The organism is Natronorubrum texcoconense (assembly GCF_900100335.1).
GTDB lineage: Archaea > Halobacteriota > Halobacteria > Halobacteriales > Natrialbaceae > Natronorubrum > Natronorubrum texcoconense.
Window position 1 is genome coordinate 122,350 of sequence record NZ_FNFE01000008.1, and the last position, 16,273, is coordinate 138,622.

General features: G+C 62.4%; 20 protein-coding genes. 7 read left to right on the forward strand and 13 right to left on the reverse strand.

Features of this window, described 5'->3' with window-relative positions; genetic code table 11:
* The first annotated feature begins 403 nt into the window (after window positions 1-403).
* On the forward strand, window positions 404-1,639 hold the full coding sequence (locus tag BLT08_RS20160; RefSeq protein ID WP_090311612.1) for an FAD-dependent oxidoreductase: 1,236 nt from the start codon (window positions 404-406) through the stop codon (window positions 1,637-1,639).
* 36 nt (window positions 1,640-1,675) lie between these two features.
* Here BLT08_RS20160 and BLT08_RS20165 read toward each other — a convergent pair whose 3' ends face one another.
* The 8 genes from BLT08_RS20165 to BLT08_RS23190 all read right to left on the reverse strand — a co-directional run bounded on the left by BLT08_RS20165 (window position 1,676) and on the right by BLT08_RS23190 (window position 8,389).
* Complete coding sequence (locus BLT08_RS20165; protein ID WP_090311613.1) at window positions 1,676-2,716, reverse strand: NAD(P)/FAD-dependent oxidoreductase; 1,041 nt, start codon at window positions 2,714-2,716, stop codon at window positions 1,676-1,678.
* Window positions 2,713-3,072 carry a thioredoxin gene (gene trxA / locus BLT08_RS20170; RefSeq protein ID WP_090311615.1) on the reverse strand — a complete coding sequence of 120 codons (360 nt, stop codon included), beginning with the start codon at window positions 3,070-3,072 and terminating at the stop codon, window positions 2,713-2,715. The genes BLT08_RS20165 and trxA (BLT08_RS20170) overlap by 4 nt, the downstream gene beginning before the upstream one ends.
* 326 nt (window positions 3,073-3,398) lie before the next feature.
* Window positions 3,399-3,803 (reverse strand): helix-turn-helix domain-containing protein, encoded by a 405-nt coding sequence (locus BLT08_RS20175; protein WP_090311617.1) that lies wholly within the window; start codon window positions 3,801-3,803, stop codon window positions 3,399-3,401.
* Window positions 3,804-3,913: 110 nt separating this feature from the next.
* Window positions 3,914-4,048, reverse strand: coding sequence for a hypothetical protein (locus BLT08_RS23670; protein WP_281245280.1), 135 nt, complete (start codon window positions 4,046-4,048; stop codon window positions 3,914-3,916).
* A 470-nt stretch (window positions 4,049-4,518) separates the two neighbouring features.
* On the reverse strand, window positions 4,519-5,109 hold the full coding sequence (locus BLT08_RS20180) for a vitamin K epoxide reductase family protein (protein ID WP_090311619.1): 591 nt from the start codon (window positions 5,107-5,109) through the stop codon (window positions 4,519-4,521).
* 168 nt (window positions 5,110-5,277) lie between these two features.
* Window positions 5,278-7,128, reverse strand: a complete 1,851-nt coding sequence (locus BLT08_RS20185; RefSeq protein WP_090311620.1) for a cation:proton antiporter domain-containing protein — start codon at window positions 7,126-7,128, stop codon at window positions 5,278-5,280.
* 76 nt (window positions 7,129-7,204) lie between these two features.
* Window positions 7,205-8,239: a sulfite exporter TauE/SafE family protein gene (locus BLT08_RS20190; RefSeq protein WP_090311622.1), complete on the reverse strand. Its 1,035-nt coding sequence runs from the start codon at window positions 8,237-8,239 to the stop codon at window positions 7,205-7,207.
* Window positions 8,240-8,389, reverse strand: a complete 150-nt coding sequence (locus BLT08_RS23190) for a DUF7512 family protein (RefSeq protein ID WP_175529396.1) — start codon at window positions 8,387-8,389, stop codon at window positions 8,240-8,242.
* 438 nt (window positions 8,390-8,827) lie between these two features.
* Here BLT08_RS23190 and BLT08_RS20195 point away from each other — a divergent pair, with 438 nt between their 5' ends.
* Both BLT08_RS20195 and BLT08_RS20200 read left to right on the forward strand, forming a co-directional pair.
* Window positions 8,828-9,670 (forward strand): universal stress protein, encoded by an 843-nt coding sequence (locus tag BLT08_RS20195; RefSeq protein ID WP_090311623.1) that lies wholly within the window; start codon window positions 8,828-8,830, stop codon window positions 9,668-9,670.
* 87 nt (window positions 9,671-9,757) lie between these two features.
* On the forward strand, window positions 9,758-10,111 hold the full coding sequence (locus BLT08_RS20200) for an SHOCT domain-containing protein (RefSeq protein ID WP_090311625.1): 354 nt from the start codon (window positions 9,758-9,760) through the stop codon (window positions 10,109-10,111).
* Between the two features lie 22 nt (window positions 10,112-10,133).
* Here BLT08_RS20200 and BLT08_RS20205 read toward each other — a convergent pair whose 3' ends face one another.
* Complete coding sequence (locus BLT08_RS20205; RefSeq protein WP_090311626.1) at window positions 10,134-10,481, reverse strand: DsrE family protein; 348 nt, start codon at window positions 10,479-10,481, stop codon at window positions 10,134-10,136.
* 23 nt (window positions 10,482-10,504) lie between these two features.
* Window positions 10,505-10,918, reverse strand: coding sequence for a hypothetical protein (locus BLT08_RS20210; protein ID WP_394328203.1), 414 nt, complete (start codon window positions 10,916-10,918; stop codon window positions 10,505-10,507).
* Window positions 10,919-11,017: 99 nt separating this feature from the next.
* Here BLT08_RS20210 and trxA (BLT08_RS20215) point away from each other — a divergent pair, with 99 nt between their 5' ends.
* Complete coding sequence (gene trxA / locus BLT08_RS20215; protein WP_090311628.1) at window positions 11,018-11,461, forward strand: thioredoxin; 444 nt, start codon at window positions 11,018-11,020, stop codon at window positions 11,459-11,461.
* 155 nt (window positions 11,462-11,616) lie between these two features.
* On the opposite strand, the gene BLT08_RS20220 is transcribed toward trxA (BLT08_RS20215), so the two are convergent.
* The 3 genes from BLT08_RS20220 to BLT08_RS20230 are packed head-to-tail and all read right to left on the reverse strand — an operon-like array spanning window position 11,617 to window position 13,905.
* The gene (locus BLT08_RS20220; protein ID WP_342707668.1) at window positions 11,617-12,078 is read right to left on the reverse strand and encodes a YeeE/YedE family protein; all 462 of its coding nucleotides are present in this window, start codon (window positions 12,076-12,078) and stop codon (window positions 11,617-11,619) included.
* 55 nt (window positions 12,079-12,133) lie between these two features.
* Window positions 12,134-12,691 (reverse strand): YeeE/YedE family protein, encoded by a 558-nt coding sequence (locus BLT08_RS20225; protein WP_090311632.1) that lies wholly within the window; start codon window positions 12,689-12,691, stop codon window positions 12,134-12,136.
* Window positions 12,692-12,711: 20 nt separating this feature from the next.
* A complete protein-coding gene (locus BLT08_RS20230) occupies window positions 12,712-13,905 on the reverse strand; it encodes an MBL fold metallo-hydrolase (RefSeq protein ID WP_090311634.1) in 1,194 nt (397 codons plus the stop codon).
* Window positions 13,906-14,150: 245 nt separating this feature from the next.
* Between BLT08_RS20230 and BLT08_RS20235 the strand changes: the two genes are divergently transcribed.
* The 3 genes from BLT08_RS20235 (at window position 14,151) to BLT08_RS20245 (ending at window position 16,271) form a co-directional block, all read left to right on the forward strand.
* Window positions 14,151-14,396 carry a sulfurtransferase TusA family protein gene (locus tag BLT08_RS20235; protein ID WP_090311636.1) on the forward strand — a complete coding sequence of 82 codons (246 nt, stop codon included), beginning with the start codon at window positions 14,151-14,153 and terminating at the stop codon, window positions 14,394-14,396.
* A gap of 1 nt (window position 14,397) precedes the next feature.
* Window positions 14,398-14,991, forward strand: a complete 594-nt coding sequence (locus BLT08_RS20240; protein ID WP_090311672.1) for a DsrE/DsrF/DrsH-like family protein — start codon at window positions 14,398-14,400, stop codon at window positions 14,989-14,991.
* 137 nt (window positions 14,992-15,128) lie between these two features.
* Window positions 15,129-16,271, forward strand: a complete 1,143-nt coding sequence (locus tag BLT08_RS20245; protein ID WP_090311674.1) for an SPFH domain-containing protein — start codon at window positions 15,129-15,131, stop codon at window positions 16,269-16,271.
* The last annotated feature ends 2 nt before the right edge of the window (window positions 16,272-16,273 follow it).

The window sequence follows — 16,273 nt, forward strand, 5'->3', positions numbered from 1 at the left end:
AGAGGTAAAAAGATATCTTTGAATAGGTTCGTCCACCTAAGTGTAGATATTGGCTACAGGATAACCTTTATTATTGGACGTGCAGTAACTGTTGATGAGGTGATGGAGATACGAGACCGACACACACCAACCGAAACCCAACTCTAACCATTGTGGATCTGTGACACTACCCCTGTGGTTCCATAAGACCGACACAATGGAGTACGTCAATCCCAGATCATCATGCCACGATCCTCGGCGTATGCTTTTCCGACGGCAATAAACGACAACGAGTAGTCGCTTCCGACGTCGTCAACCCAGAGTACGTTCCAGACGGATAGCGGCGGTTCTCGAGACGTGACACGTCGCTATTGCCTCACTCGTGAGGTGAAAAGTACCTCCGTACGGAACCCGACGCTCCCGTATGAACAGTCAACCGGACGTCCTCGTCGTCGGTGGCGGCGCGACCGGGACGGGAATCGCGAGGGACCTCGCGCTGCGCGGCGTTGACGTCACGCTCGTCGACCGAGACGGGCTCTCGGCCGGCGCAACGGGACGGTCTCACGGGCTCCTCCACAGCGGCGCTCGCTACGCCGAGAGCGACGCCGAAGGAGCCCTCGAGTGTCTCGAGGAAAGCCGAATCCTCAGAGAGATCGGCGGAGAATGCGTCCGAGAGACCCGCGGCCTGTTCGTCCAGTTAGCTGAGGACGATCCCGACTACTTCGAGGAGAAACGCGCGGCCTGCGAGGAGATCGGAATCCCGATCGAGGTGGTGGACGGCGATACCGCTCGAGACGCGGTCCCCGGCCTCGCGGACGCGGTCGAGCGCGCGATGTGGGTGCCCGACGGCGTCGTCGTCCCGTCGCGACTGGTCGCCGCGAACGCGGCGGACGCTCGAAACCACGGTGCGCGGATCCTGCCCCACGCGCCGGTGACGTCGATAACCGTCGAAGACGGCCGAATCGCGGCGGTTTCGCTCGGCGACGACGTCGCGGAGACCGTCGAACCGACGTACGTCGTGAACGCGACCGGCGCCCACGCCGGCAAACTGGCCGCCATGGCCGGCGTCGACGTCGAGATGCGGCCGACGCGGGGCGTCATGATTTCAGTCGACTACGAGGGACTCGAGCCCGTACTCAACCGCTGTCGAGATCCCGCGGACGGCGATATTATCGTCCCCCACGACGGAGAGGTCGTCCTCGGAACGACGAGCGTGCCGGTCGACGACCCCGACGCGTACGAGACCGCCGACTGGGAAGTCGAAGAGACGGTCTCGGAGTGTGCGACGATACTTCCCGACGTCGCCGACGCGGAACACGTCCGGACGTGGTGGGGCGTTCGGCCGCTGTACGAACCGGAGGAAGCCGCGCGAGGTGGACGCGGAATCTCCAGAGGGTTTCACGTGCTCGATCACGGCCCGACCGAGGGCGTCAAAAATTTCGCCAGCGTCGTCGGCGGAAAGCTGACGACGTACCGGCGGATGGCCGAGGTGACGGCCGATCACGTTTGCGAGAGGATCGGCGTAGATCGTGCGTGCACCACCGCTGAAACCGAACTCCCGGGTGCAGGCGTTTCGTCGATGCTGGACGGGTTCGTCAGGGAGTTCGACGGACAGGGACCGACGGATGCTGATCTAATCGAGGGACCCGACGCAGAGTGAGGTCGGCTCGAACGGTGGTCCTGCGAGGCAACTCCCTCAGTCGGTTGTCGCGACGGTGACGGCGGCCGGCGCCTCTCGCTCGAGTTCCTCGTCGAGCCACGACTCCGCATCGAGGGCAGCCATACTCCCGGTTCCGGCGGCCGTGATCGCTTGCCGGTAGTCGGGGTCCATCACGTCACCGGCGCCGAACACTCCGTCGACCGCGGTCTCGGTCGTCATCCCCTCGAGCGTCAGCAGATGACCCGTCTCGTCGAGTTCGACCGGCGTCTCCTCGAGAAACGCCGTGTTTGGAACGTGGCCGACGCCGTAGAAGACGCCGCCGACGGCGACGGTCTCCTCCGCGACGTCGAGTCCCGCCTCGAGCTGTTCCGTCGGGCGACCGTCGGGGTGGCTCACCAGCGTCGCGCCGGTGACGCCCTCGTTCTGCGAACCGTGAATCTCGAGCAGTTCCGCGTTCCAGCGGAACGAGATCCGGTCGTGTTCGCGAGCGCGACGGGCCATAACCTCGGAGGCCCGCAGTTCCTCCCGTCGGTGAACGATCGTGACGCTCTCGGCGAACTTCGCGAGGAAGAGCGCCTCCTCCATCGCGCTGTCGCCGCCGCCGACGACGAGCACGTCGTCGCCGCGGTGGAACGCGCCGTCGCAAGTCGCACACGTCGAGAGCCCGTAGCCCATCAGTTCGGCCTCGTTCTCCGCGCCGACCCAGCGCGCGCTCGCTCCGGTCGCGACGATCAGTGCTCGAGTTCGGAGGTTGTCACCAGTCGAAAGCTCGAGTTCGAGTGGACGGTCCGTAAGCGTCGCGTCCTCAACCGTGCCGTGTTCGAACTCCGCGCCGAACCGTTCGGCCTGGTCTTTGCCCCGCTGGATCAGCTCCATCCCGCCGACGCCCTCGGGGAACCCGAGGAAGTTCTCCACCTCGGTCGTCAGCGTAAGTTGTCCGCCCGGTTCCGGGCCCTCGAGGACGAGCGGCTCGAGGTCCGCTCGCGCGGCGTACACCGCCGCCGAGAGCCCGGCGACGCCGGAGCCGACGATCACCACGTCGCGGACGGGCGAAGGCGTGTTCGGACTCCCGCTCATTCAGTGTATCCCTCGATCAGGTCGCGAAGCCGGTCCGCCGGCAGTGCGCCGGTGTATCGTTCTGCCTGTTCGCCGTTCGCGAACAGCGCGAGCGTCGGAACGCCACGGACACCGTAGGCGCCCGCGAGCTGCTGGTGTTCGTCGACGTCGACTTTCGCGATCACGGCGTCCGTCTCGGCTGCCAGTCCATCGAGGACCGGCTCGAGCATCTGGCACGGGCCACACCACGTCGCGAAGAAATCCACGAGTACCACGTCGTGCTCGTCGACGATCTCGTCGAGGTGACGCTTGCCGTCGATGTGGATCGGTTCGTCGATCGACCGTTCGGGCGAGTCGCTGTATGCATCAACTGTCATCACGTCCTCGTACGGCCCTCGAGTATTTAAGAGTTTTGTGGACACTATACAATATTGATTGGGGAAGAGAGCCGTCGATGGTTTCGAATGAACTGGTCACGGAGCAGTCAGAGAATCAGATTGCGTCGAGGGCGGCCGGTTCCGAGGTTTCAGCCGTGCTAAAGTGGTATCGAAGCGTTCCCCATCTTCTGAACTACTGTTGGGACGAACACAACGTACCAGATGATTCGAGCGAGGTGTGCGGCAGACGTGTGTGACTAACACACATCCCGCGTGAAAGCTCGATGGGGTCGTGAAATCAGCACGGCTCTCGAGAGAGCCGGGAGCTATCCCTCGACGGGTGTGGGGGTGTCCTCGACGTGTTCGTACTTGTCCTCGAACTCCTGGATGAGCTGACCCATCTTGGCGTACCAGTCGTTGAGCATTCGCTGCATATCGTTCGAGATCTGCGTCGGATCGGTCGGATAATAAACGTGGTAGTAACCACCCTGATCGTAGTTGATCTGCTCTTTCTGGATGAAACCGCTCTGGAGGAGCCGCTGGATCGATCGATAGGCGGTCGAGCGCTCGCGATCGACCCGCTCCGCGACTTCGTCGATCGTCAGCGGTTCATCGCTTTCGACCATCGCCCGGAAACACTCCTTGTCGAGCTGTTTGAGACCGTGGATACACTCCAGCAGCCCTTCACACTCCATATCCTGCTGGAGTTGTTCTGCCATCGAGTTAGCCATGTTCTGGTTCCGGAAAGGGGGCCCAGCGGTATAAGGGTTATGTGAATATTGCGCAATCCCACTGTAGAGCCGGTTCAGAGTTCGAAAACGGCGTTCTCGTCGCAGCAATCTTACCAGCCGTCGGCAATGGCCTCGAGGAGCGCGTCGATTTCGCCGATTCGGCGCTCGATCAGATCGGTGCCGACACCGTCGACGGTTCGAATCGCCTCATTGAGTGCGACGTGGGGCCAGATTTGCCGAACCAACTTCGAACCGGCGGGCGCCGGCTGCAAACGAGAAGTCGCCAGCGGTCGCCGTCTCGTACCGATCGGCCGTCGCCGGCGCGTCGTACTCGTGTGACCGAACGAAGTCGGTGGCGGCGCCGACGACGTACTCCTGGCTCCGCCCGTGTACGCCGTAGTTAAAATATGTCGCCTCCCCGAGTGCGGAACGTCAGCTCGGAGTTCCGGCGGCGTCAGCGCCGAACCAACTCCGAAACGAAGGGTGTCACTGGGTATGATGAGAAAGTAGAACAGCGATAGTATTGTTAATATTGAACAATAGATAACGTTCAGACTGGGTCGCCTCCACAGGGCCGAATCTGCAAGACACCCGAAAACTGGTCGTCTGACGCGCAGTTCGCCCAATCGAGTCGACTCGAGTCGATCGTCCCGTTACCGTTCTGTCGGTCGACGAAAGAGACGGTCAACAGCTTCGGATCGTGTGATGTCCGCTTTCAAACGCCCGGAATTGGAGCGAGCGTGAGACCGTACATCGCGACGACCGTAATCGAGATTGTCGCGACGATCAGCGGCGGCCAGATTCGCGTACTCGAGATCGGTGGGGCGACGCGTCCACCACCGAGATGCTTTACGATCACTTCGATCGCAAATAGACTCGTCGTCGCCGCTGCCGAGATCATACAGAACGGACAGATCGCCCCGATAACGCCGAGTTGAAGGGAGACGAAGTAAGCGGACGCACCAAGTCCGCCCAGCGTGATCGCGAAGATTCCCGTCCCGAGCAGTTCGTGTTTCGTCTCGAGCCAGAGCCCGCCCAGTACGATCATCGTCGCGTAGTAGCCCGCACCGAGCAGTGCGAGCGGAACCGGACCGACGTACGCCCACGCGCTCGTGATCACGGCCATGCTTCCTTCAGGCTCGATTCCGGAGGGAAGCGGCAGTGCCCAGAAGTGCACTGCGGTGAGGAACACGCTGGCCCCCCAGCCGATCACCGCGATGCCGAGGAAGGCACCGAGGAGCTTGTTCACGTACTGCTGCGTGCCGTAAGACTGTGCTGTCTCGCTTTGTGTGACCGTTTCGCCCATTGTATCCTGATGTATGGACTGGTCCGTCTTAATAGTTTGTATGGTTTCCACAATATAGTACACAGACGGTAGTGGCGACCAGCACGCGAGAACAGTCCTTGTCGAGGCGCTTGGGCCCGGGTTTCTACTCCGGCGGTCCTCGCAACTGTATCTCTTGCCGGGCGGCGATCAGTCGTGGGGATGGAACCGCTTGACGGCACCATCGACCGCGTCAGTCTGGCCGAGAAAGGTGACTCGATCTCCGCTCCGAAGTTCGTGGTTACCAGTCGGGACCTCCGTCGTCCCGTCCCGATGAGTGAGCAGGCCGACGATACAGCCGTCGGGAATATCAGCGTTGAGTTCGGCGATCGTCTTCCCGACGAGGTCCGCAGCCGTCACTTCGATCTCCTGAACGTCGCCGGTTCGGCCGAGTTCGTTCATCCACGACGACAGCGACGGCCGCTCTAAGACGTTCTCGAGCGACCACGCGGTCGCCATCGAGAGGTCGATCGCCCGAACGTCGAGCGACTCGAAAGCTCCGACGTTGTCCGGCTGATTGACCCGCGATGCGACCTTCTCGACATCGAAGCCCGTCTTCGCGAGTTGGCAGACCAGCAGGTTGACGTCGTCGTCGGGCGTGGTCGCGATAACCGTCTTGGCCTCCGACGCGCCGGCACGCTCCAAGACGTCGGCGTCGGTGCCGTCGCCCTCGACCGCCCGGAGACCGCGTTCGCGGGCCTTCTCGACCGCGTCAGGGTCGCTGTCGATAAGCAGTACGTTCTCTCCGTCCTGTTCGAGCCGTGCGGCGAGGGAAAGGCCGACCCGTCCCCCGCCGACGATGATTATGCGCATTGGTGAAACCTCGAGGGTGTTCGCGATCTGTCGTGCGAGGCCGGCCTGAAGGACGACCGTCGCGAAAATGATGAGAAAGACGGTGCCAGCGAGCAACTGGGCTTCCTGTGGCCGACCGAGCGCCTGCAGTTCGACGGCGAACAGCGTCGCGACGCTGGCTGGGATGATTCCCCGCGGGCCGACGGCGCTGAGAAAGAGCCGCTCGTTGCGAGTAAACCGTTCATCCGTCGTCGAGAGGTAGATCACGGCGGGCCGGAGTACCAGCGTGATCGCAGCAACGATAGCGAGTCCGGCCAACCCGAGCGTAAAGATGTCTTCGAAGTCAATCAGCGCCGCCAACGCAACGAAGATAAAGGAGAGTACAACCACCGAAAGGTCGTCGAGGAAGTCGATGACCTCCTCGTGGTGTGGCAGGTCGACGTTGCCGAGTGCGAATCCCGCCATCGCGGCGGCGGCGATCCCCGTCTCGCTAGCGATCGTCTCGGCGCCACCGTAGGCGACGACGATCCCGGCGAGAACGATCAGGCGCGCGTGCAACGACCCGGTTTTCGGCGCGAGGTTGCCCCGGCTGAGCGCGAACCAGACGATCCCAGCGACGAGCGCACCGATACCGAGCCCGATGAAGAGCCGTCCGAAGAAGTTGACGAGAAACGAGAGCGAATTCCCGTTGTCGGCGATGAGAACCTCGAAGACGACGACCACCAGAATCGCCGCAGTCACGTCGTTGATCACCCCCTCACCCTCGAGGACGGACGCGACGTGGTCGCGGACGGTGACGACCTGCAGGATAGGGCCGATGACGGTCGGGCCGGTCGCGATCAGCAACGCGCCGACCAGCAGGCCGACCTCGAGGCTGGTCTCGAGGAAGACGACGACGGCGGCGGCCGTCCCGAGCCAGGTGATGGCCGCACCGACGGTAACGAGGCGAGCAAGCGCCGTCGGACTCTCCCGAAGTTTCTCGAGCTGGAGGTGGTAGCCCCCCTCGAAGAGGATAATGGCGACGCTGACGCCGACCATCGCCGAGAGCCCGCCACCGAACGTCTCTCGAGAGACGAGTCCGAGGAGTTCGGGACCGATCGCGATTCCGGCGAAGATCAGAAAGAGGACGCTGGGAATCTGCAGTCGGTCCGCGAGGACGCGGGAGGCGACACCGAGTGCCAGGACGAGGGCAACGGTAGCGACGAGCATCACGAGCGCCTACGCGTGTGTGTGCCAGGCAGAGTAACAGTTGGTTCGGCGCTGTGCTGACGGTGCGTCGAGATCATCAACGACCTCCGTCTGGAGCCGTCTGTGCGTCCGGTTCCCCACTGCCAGCCGACTGAAAGACCTTGTAGAGGATCATCGACGCGACGAAAAACGACGAGCCGACGAGCAGGAACACGCTCAGCATGTCGAGTGCACCCGTCCCCAGCCAGTTCGCGAGTTCGCTGAGCGCGATGCCGCCGCTGGCGAACAGCATCATCAGCCCGAAGTAGACGATCACGTCGTCCTCCTCGACCATCGTGGTCGCCGCCGAGCCGATTCTCGCACCGAGTGCGCTCCCGACGAGCAGCAAGGAGACCACCGTGAGGTCGACGCTGCCGGACATCCCGTAGGTGAAGGTCCCGAACGCGCCCGAGAAGAGGCCGGCAAAGAGGCTTGTGCCGACCGCGGCGGTCAGGGGCGTCCCGATCAAATAGTAGATCGCGGGCATTCGGATGAATCCGCCGCCGACACCGATCAACCCGGAGATGAGGCCGACGCTCCCGCCAGCGCCACCGATCGTCCACACCGACGCCCGACCGCCGGAGGTGAGGGAGATCATCGGCGGCACGGTGTACGACTGAATCTTCTGGCCGATCGCCGGAATCTCGTCGTCGTTGGCACCGTCATCGTCATCGCCATCGTCGTCATCGTCCTCGAGGTTGTACGCACGGCGCAGGAACAGCACGCCGATTCCAGCCAGCAGGACGACGTAGGCGACGCCCGTGACGAGGTTGGCGACGCCGAGCGCCTCGAGGCCGAAGACGAGCCGACTCCCGAGTTCGATCCCGATCGAAAGGACGACGAACAGGATCGCACCGAGTTTGTAGTCGACCTGGCCGACGTCGTAGTGCTTCAGGACGGCGATCACGGACGTCCCGAAGTAAAACGCCAGCCCGCTACCGATTGCGACCGAGGCAGGGTAGTCGAGGAGCAACAGCGTCGGCGTGATCAGGAAGGACCCACCCATCCCGAAGAACCCGAACAGCACCCCGACCATGAACCCAAAGCTCACGAACAGCGCCAACAGCGCCAGACTGAGGCCGAATATCTCCATCTATCGTGCGTCCGTGATCGTGTCGATCAGTGGCGTTGCGACTCGCTCGAGGATGCCGTAGCCAGCGTAGAGGGCAACCGCCTGAACGAGGATGACTCCCACGAGGAGCATCGCCTGCACCGGTGGGGAGAGGGCTGCGAATTCGATCATTCGTCCGGCCCCTCGTTTGCGTTCGATAGTGTGCGGATCATGGATTTCTACTCGGTGCTCTCTACCCGGAGAGATGGTATAACGCTTTTGGGACTAGTGTACAATATTACTGCGAAATATGGGACGGCTATCCAACGGAGATATCTGTGTAAGTTATGAGAATATGGGAGTTGCGTTGATCGGCCAGTTCGTGCCGGGGCGTCGTGTCGCCCGCGTTAGTATTTCCGGGCGACTGGCGTCGCGAAGACGTGCAATCTCGCGTCGCGAGAGCGTAGGCGCGAACCGGGGTGTGCGAGCGAGCGATCCTGTCCGCTGGGAGTCCAGACGACCGCAAGGAGTCGGCGTACAACGAGATCCAGCACTTCTTCGTGTGCGATTGTTTTCCACTCGGTATTGGGCTACCCAAACAATATTATACCGCCAGCACCTACGGTCGGTATGAAAGCGGTACTCGCCACTGACCTCTCGGCCGCCAGCGAGGCGACCATCGAGAACGAGACCTGTCTCGAGTGTCTCGGACGGATTGGGATCGAAGAAATGCATCTCGTGACGGTTATCCCGTCGAACGTCCACAGAGGAATGCCCGGTATCGACTTCGAGACCCGGCGACGGAAAGCGATCGGGAAATACGAACGGGTCATCGAAGACGCCGGATTCGACGTCCAGACGCACGTCGTCCGCGGGACGCCTCACCGACGTATTACCGGACTGGCCGAGACGATCGGAGCGAGTCTCACGGTCGTGGGCTCGCGCGGGAAGAGTCCGCTCGAGAATCGCGTCATCGGTTCGACGGCGCGCAACCTCGCCCGGACGACCGAGACGCCGCTGCTGGTCAACCGCATCGAGCGAGCGGCCGACGACCCGGCTGTCGTCAGACAGCATCTCTTCCAGCGGATGCTGTACGCGACGGACTTCTCGGAGAACGCCGAGCGCGCGTTCGAGACGTTTTCGTATCTGCGTCACGCGACCCAGGAAGCGACGCTGGTCCACGTCGAAACGCCGAAGGATTCGGGGCTCTCGAACGACGAGGATCCAGAAACACGGCTGGGTGAACTGGCCGATCAACTCGAGGCGTGGAGTATCGAGACGCGGACCGAGGTTCGACAGGGAGACCCCGCCGACGAGATTCTCGCTGCGGAAGAGTCCCACGATCCGACGACGATCCTCGTCGGCTCGCGCGGCCACAGCCGGCTCCGCAGATTATTGCTCGGCAGCGTCTCCGAAGATATCGTCGCTCGAGCGAACGGGAACGTGATGCTCGTGCCGCCGTCCCGAGCGTGAGATTGCACGAACTCGAGCGGTAGTACTAGCGGGAATTTTTCGAAATTGTGGTTGGTGCTTATTACGGCATCGATCGAATCGTTCCGTATGGCTGACGATGATACGCTTCTTCGAATCCTGTTGCTCGTCGTCGCACTCGTCGTGCTCGTGCCGCTCCTGCTGATGGCCGTCGCCTGGCCGATGATGGGTATGTGGGGTGGCGGCCACATGTGGAACGGCGGCACGTGGAACGGTCCAACCGGGACGGGAATGTGGCTAATAGGCTGGCTCCCCCTCCTGTTGCTCCTCGTCGTCGGCTATTTGGTATACAAGGCGGCCGCGCGCTCGGCGCGGACCGAAGAAGACCCGGCGCTCGAGGAACTCCGACTGGCCTACGCTCGCGGTGATCTCTCCGACGAGGAGTTCGAACAACGCCGCGAGCGCTTACAGCGGGACGAATGAGGGGGCGGTAGCGCGACGGCGATCAGCCGATCGTCAGCACGCGGTCGGACGACGTCACGATCTCGAGGAGGTCGGACATCGTCGACATCGGACAGTACTCGCTTTCCTCGCTGTTGCGGATCTCGAGACACGTCCCACACGCTTGTAGGTCGCCGCCGCCGTCGACGAACGCCTCCATCCGATCGCGGACATCGAACTGACCGTCGGTGACACCCTCGGCCTCGACGCCCTCGCCAAGAAGGAACACCGAGACCTCGTGGCCGTTCTCTACGGCCGTAATACCGAGTCGAAGTGCGTTCCAAGCGCGTTCGGGATCTGCGGTCTCGAGGACGATTCCGAGCCGTTCGGTCGCTGCATTCTGTTCAGGCACAATAATGTATAATAACCCCAATGCTATAAAATGTCGGTTCGCTCCACGGGCGCGTCATCGACGGTGAATCCGGCCCGCTCGAGTTGGCTCGCCACCTCTTCGGGGCCGAACCGCTCGTCCACCGGCGGACCGTCCTCGCCGTCTCCAGTCGCTGACCAGTCGACGGTGACGAGGCGGCCGTCCGGTCGGACCACGCGGGCGAGTTCGGCTAGCGCCTCGGCGTCAGCGTACTCGTGGTGGGTCATCGTCGGGAACGGCGCGACGTCCCGCGAGTAGAACCCCGTTCCCGACTCCAGTCGTATACCGACCGGCGACGTAATAGTGGTTCGCGTCCGCCCAGTCCCGCATTCGCCAGAGGCTTCCGAAAACGAGACCAGAAACGACAGCAACGGTCCTCGAGCGGCGAGCCGATATAGCGTCCCCCCAGTTCGGACGATCGCCGTTGAGAACCGGTATCTCGATGAGAGTCGATTCGACCACGCAGTATTGTTCAGTAAGAACAATTACTAAGGTCGCCGAGTCCGTACGAACGATCTATGAGCGAGTCACCGGACGACGAACGAGAACGGATCCGCGAGCAGAAGAAACGAGAACTTCAGCAGCGCCTCGAGAACGACGGCGAGCTGGACGGGACCGGCGACAGTATGGCGACACCGTCCGAACCGATCGTAATCGAGGGGCAGGCACACCTGAATGACGTCGTCAGTACGCACGACGTCGTGCTCGTGGACTGTTACGCCGACTGGTGTGGACCCTGCCAGATGCTCGAGCCGACGATCGAGTCGCTGGCAACCGAGACCGACGCCGCGGTCGCAAAAGTCGATGTCGACGCCCATCAGCGTCTGGCGCAGCAACTCGGCGCCCGGGGTGTGCCGACGCTCGTACTGTACGCCGACGGCCAGCCGGTCGAGCGGACGGTCGGAGCACAAAGCAAGGGCCAACTCGAGGAGTTGATCGAACGACACAGCGGTCCCAGCTAGCTCGCGTTTGCCGGCAAATCGCTTCGCGTGGCTTGGTGTGTAAGACGACGCCCCCGTCGCTCAGTCGACCAATGCGCTGATCTCAGCGGTGGCGCACGTGATAGCAGAACCACCCGCTATTTCGAGCGCCGAACGCAAGACGTGCGTGAAACGAATTAGTCAGCGCCTGCGGGCGTGGTTTCCGAGACAGCGCGTTGGCTGCGCCAGTAGCCCTGGATGTAGGCTCCGACGAACATCCCAGCGAGTGCCCACAGGATCGTGATGTTACCGACGCCGAGGCTGGCGTAGGCCGCACCGGGACAGATCCCCGAGAGGCCCCAACCGACGCCGAAGATCGCGCCGCCGATCAGGACGTTGCGGTCAAACGATTTTAGCCGCCGGCCGTACGTGTCGCCCGTCAACGGCGCACGATCGCGGAGTCGCGGGACGATCGCAAACGCGATGCCAGAGACGATCGCCGCGCCGAACATGACGAACAGCAGTCCGAAATCCTCGAACTGCAGGAAGTTCAGCACGACTTCGGGTCGGGCCATATGACTGAAACCGAGCCCGAAGCCGAAGATCAGGCCGCCGACGAAGATCAGCGGCATGAACAGCGGGTGGCGATTGCCGCTCACGGGTCGTCACCTCCCCGTTCGCGTTTCCGAGATTCTCGAACGAGAATCTCGCTCATCACGGACTCACCCCCAGTGCCATTACGACCTGGGCCGTTCCGATCGCCACGGCGAGGAACGTCATCACGCCGACGATCGACGTCTTCGAGGCCGAGCCGACGCCACAGACGCCGTGGCCCGAGGTACAGCCCTTGCCGATCCGGGTGCCGATCCCGACGAGAATGCCGCCCAGGAACAGCCGCCAGGGCTGGACATCGGTCAGCCAGAGTGTGACACCGCCGACATCGTACAACTCGCCGGTCGCCCCGGCTTCGTAAAGCCCGCTCGAGACCAGTCCGGACTGGAACGTCAGCGCGTAGGCGAACGCGCCGGCGATGATCCCGAGTGTGAAAACGACCCGCCAGTCCCGTGAACTCCGGTAGCGCTGGAACCACGACTGGTCGGAGACGTACGACAGCGTCGACTCGAGGAACGTACTCGCGCCGGCCGCGATGCCGGTTCCGAGGTAGATAACGACGGCTCCGAGGCCGACGAGCAGTCCGCCGACGACGTAGCGGCTGATCCCCACGGGAAACAGCGATTCGTACAGCGCCGGAGCGAAGAGTTCAGTGACCATTCGACTGTGGATATGAGGCGTTAGTCACCGGCCAGCGACTCCTGGCTGGCGGCGCAGTTGTTCGGGCCGAGCTCGAGTTCGAACGCTTCTTGATCGCCGGTCTCCCGTTTACCGAGGTTCGTCGCGATGATGTCCTCGTAGTTGGCTGGCCGGGGCGGCATATCCGAGAGGATCAACTCGACGAACTCGGCTTCGTCCATCGTCAGGGCATCCATCTCGTCAACGAGTTGGCCGACTGGCGCCGTGTAGGTGCCGTCGGCGGCGGGCTCAGCGGCGTCGCTGAAGTGGGCGCCACCGATTAGCGTCTCGTCGGGCAGAGAGAGCACGCGCTCTTGCAGCGACTCGTAGAGCTGTTTGGCAGCGTCTTCGGCCCCCTCGTCGCCTTCTTCCAGGTCGGGGCGAGCGACGCTCTCGACGAACAGCCCGTCGCCAGTCGCGAGCAGTTCGCCATCGATCAGGTACGAGGTCATCCCGGAGGTGTGGCCGGGCGTGGAGACGGTCTCGATGGTGGCGTCGCCGATCTGGAACTCGTCGCCGTCCTCGGCCAGTGTCAGTTCGTCGGCGTAGGTGACGCCGCGGTCGACGGCGGCTTCGGGGATAACGCCCTCAACACCCTCTTCGGCGAGGTTTCGAAGGCCCGAGATGTGGTCCGCGTGGATGTGCGTGTCGATCGCGTACGTTAGCTCGACACCTAACTCCGCCGAATCCTCGAGGTAGCGATCCGTGAACGCACGCAGGGGGTCGATGACGGCCGCCTCGTCGCCGTCGACCACGAGGTAGCCGAGACAGCCCGAAGAGGGGCGCTGGTACTGGTAGAGCGTGCCCGCGCCGTCGTAGCGCTCGATCTCGACGGCCTCGTAGATGCGTGCCCAGCCGTTCATCCCCTCCTCGAGGTGGTTTACGTCGTAGCCGCGCTCTTTCAGCGCGCCCGCAACGAACTCGCTGGCACCGCCTTTCGCACAGAGGACCGTAACCTCACGGTCGTCCGGAACTTCTGCAAGAACGTCGTCGTCGATCTCCTCGTCCAGGAAGTGGAAGTACGGGACGTTGACCGACTCGACGCGCTCGCCGTCGATCTTCCACTCCTCGTAATCCGACTCCATCCGGGCGTCGAGGAGCGTGACCTCCTCGCCCGCGTCGATGCGTCCTTTCAGCCCGTCCGGCGTCACCGACTCGATCTCGACATCCGGCGTTGGAAAGTCCATGTCGTCCATATTGTACATTACTCGGTAGCGGCTACGAGCCCTTAAGCGTTTGTATAGTAGTTCCTAAATCACACAATATAGCTCGCGAGATGTATCGGGTTATAATCCGAGAAGGGCGCGTGAAGCACTCATACAGAGACATACACCAACCTCCGCAAACCACAGGTGTTCTTATACAGTGCAATAATCGACATCCTTTTATGGGTGCATTCGATATTGTATGATAGCTCCAATACAGAGCATAGAAATCAACTATGAGTTCCCAATACGACACCACGGAGACGCTCGACGTGAAAGGACAGTCCTGCCCGATGCCCATTGTCAAGACGAAGCAAGCCATCGACGACCTCGAGGCTGGCGATGTCCTGGAAGTGGTTGCAACCGACTCGGGCAGTATAAGCGACATCCAGGGCTGGGCCGACGGCACCAGCGGGGTCGAACTCCTCGACCAGGTCGAGGATAGCGACCTCTACACCCACTACGTCAAGAAAACGGAATAACATGAGCACGGACAATCCCCCATCGTCGGTCGACGCCGACGGCGAGAGCGAGTTCGATGCCGCCGAGGTTCAGGCGCTTCGGGAGCGCGTCGAGGAACTCGAGGCGTCGATGGCCGAACTGGACGACGACGACGACCGACAGAAGCTGACGATCGTCGCCACCCAGGGGAGTTTCGACATGGCGTATCCGCCGTTGATCCTCGCAAGTACAGCCGCAGCTTTCGGCTGGGACGTCGTCGTCTTCCACACGTTCTGGGGGCTCGATATCCTCCACGAGGAGAAATCCCGGGACCTCAAGCTCAGTGCCGTCGGGAATCCCAACATGCCGATGCCGAACGCACTCGCCGCGCTCCCCGGAATGGACGCGATGGCGACGCGGATGATGCAAAAGAGGATCGATGAGAACGGCACCGCCAGTATCGAGGAACTGATCGAACTCTCGCTGGAAACCGGCGTCGACCTGCAGGCCTGTCAGATGACGATCGAGTTGATGGAGTACGACGAGGACGACTTCTACGACGGTGTGACGACGGGTGTGGGCGCGGCGACCGCGCTACAGCACATGGCCGAATCCGACGTTCAGCTCCTCGTGTAACTCGTGATCGAAACCCGTACGGACACAACGGAGTAGATCGAACTGGCCTCTTGATCGGCGATAATATCAACGTTCGGCAACTAAATAGACGCTAACGCAACCCAATGGTTATTGGGACAGCGCCCCTGATATGAATAATGAACGTTCTGGCATTCGGACCGCTGCAGCTCGGTGATCCGATGCTGACCGCGGGAGTCGTCGTCCTCCTGCTCGTCGTCATCACCGTCTGGCAGATGGTCGAGATCGTCGACGCCTACGACAGGGGCGCACTGACCGTCTTCGGAGAGTACCGCAAACTGCTCGAGCCGGGGCTGAACATCGTCCCGCCGTTCGTCTCGCGGGTCTACACCTTCGACATGCGGACCCAGACGATCGACGTCCCGAGTCAGGAAGCGATCACGCGGGACAACTCCCCGGTGACGGCCGACGCCGTCATCTACATCCGAGTGATGGATGCCAAACGCGCGTTCCTCGAGGTCGAGAACTACGAGCGAGCGGTCTCGAATCTCGCTCAGACGACGCTGCGCGCCGTCATCGGTGACATGGAGCTCGACGACACGCTCAGCCGCCGAGAGATGATCAACGAGCGAATTCGTACCGAACTCGACGAGCCCACCGACGAGTGGGGGATCCGCGTCGAGAGCGTCGAGGTCCGCGAGGTGACGCCGTCCCAGGGCGTCAAGGGGGCGATGGAACAGCAGACCTCCGCCGAGCGGAAACGCCGCGCCATGATTCTCGAGGCCCAAGGTGAACGCCGCAGCGCCGTCGAGAAGGCCGAAGGGGCCAAACAGAGCGAGATCATCCGCGCACAGGGTGAAAAGCAGAGCCAGATCCTCGAAGCGCAGGGTGACTCGATCTCGACCGTTCTGCGCGCGAAATCCGCCGAATCGATGGGCGAACGCGCCATCATCGACAAGGGAATGCAGACGCTCGAGGAGATCGGCCAGAGCGAATCGACGACGTTCGTCATGCCTCAAGAGCTCACCTCGATGGTCGGCCGCTACGGCAAACACCTCTCCGGTAGCGATGTCAAAGAGGGCGACGACTCGCTCCAGAGTCTCGAGTTCGACGAGGAGACGCGCGAACTGATCGGCCTCGACGACATTGCCGAGATCATCGGCGAGATCGAGCAGACCGAGATGGACGTCGAAGCGATGGAGGCGGAGGCCCAGGCGATCAAGGAAGGTCAAGATATCGGCGGCGAGACCGAGCCGTCCGCGACGGCGACCGAGATTGAACCCGACGTCGATTCCGGCGACGAGTCCGGCTCCGATCGGTAGGC

Bases quoted from the DNA above. Each gene is read 5' to 3' on its own strand.
- BLT08_RS20175 (WP_090311617.1), bottom strand. From the start codon at position 3,803: ATGGCTAACTCGATGGCAGAACAACTCCAGCAGGATATGGAGTGTGAA.
- BLT08_RS20165 (WP_090311613.1), bottom strand. From the start codon at position 2,716: ATGAGCGGGAGTCCGAACACGCCTTCGCCCGTCCGCGACGTGGTGATC.
- BLT08_RS20185 (WP_090311620.1), bottom strand. From the start codon at position 7,128: ATGCTCGTCGCTACCGTTGCCCTCGTCCTGGCACTCGGTGTCGCCTCC.
- BLT08_RS20180 (WP_090311619.1), bottom strand. From the start codon at position 5,109: ATGGGCGAAACGGTCACACAAAGCGAGACAGCACAGTCTTACGGCACG.
- BLT08_RS20230 (WP_090311634.1), bottom strand. From the start codon at position 13,905: ATGGACGACATGGACTTTCCAACGCCGGATGTCGAGATCGAGTCGGTG.
- BLT08_RS20235 (WP_090311636.1), top strand. From the start codon at position 14,151: ATGAGTTCCCAATACGACACCACGGAGACGCTCGACGTGAAAGGACAG.
- BLT08_RS23190 (WP_175529396.1), bottom strand. From the start codon at position 8,389: ATGATCGAATTCGCAGCCCTCTCCCCACCGGTGCAGGCGATGCTCCTC.
- trxA (WP_090311628.1), top strand. From the start codon at position 11,018: ATGAGCGAGTCACCGGACGACGAACGAGAACGGATCCGCGAGCAGAAG.
- BLT08_RS20245 (WP_090311674.1), top strand. From the start codon at position 15,129: ATGAACGTTCTGGCATTCGGACCGCTGCAGCTCGGTGATCCGATGCTG.
- trxA (WP_090311615.1), bottom strand. From the start codon at position 3,072: ATGACAGTTGATGCATACAGCGACTCGCCCGAACGGTCGATCGACGAA.
- BLT08_RS20160 (WP_090311612.1), top strand. From the start codon at position 404: ATGAACAGTCAACCGGACGTCCTCGTCGTCGGTGGCGGCGCGACCGGG.
- BLT08_RS20200 (WP_090311625.1), top strand. From the start codon at position 9,758: ATGGCTGACGATGATACGCTTCTTCGAATCCTGTTGCTCGTCGTCGCA.
- BLT08_RS20240 (WP_090311672.1), top strand. From the start codon at position 14,398: ATGAGCACGGACAATCCCCCATCGTCGGTCGACGCCGACGGCGAGAGC.
- BLT08_RS20195 (WP_090311623.1), top strand. From the start codon at position 8,828: ATGAAAGCGGTACTCGCCACTGACCTCTCGGCCGCCAGCGAGGCGACC.
- BLT08_RS20225 (WP_090311632.1), bottom strand. From the start codon at position 12,691: ATGGTCACTGAACTCTTCGCTCCGGCGCTGTACGAATCGCTGTTTCCC.
- BLT08_RS20190 (WP_090311622.1), bottom strand. From the start codon at position 8,239: ATGGAGATATTCGGCCTCAGTCTGGCGCTGTTGGCGCTGTTCGTGAGC.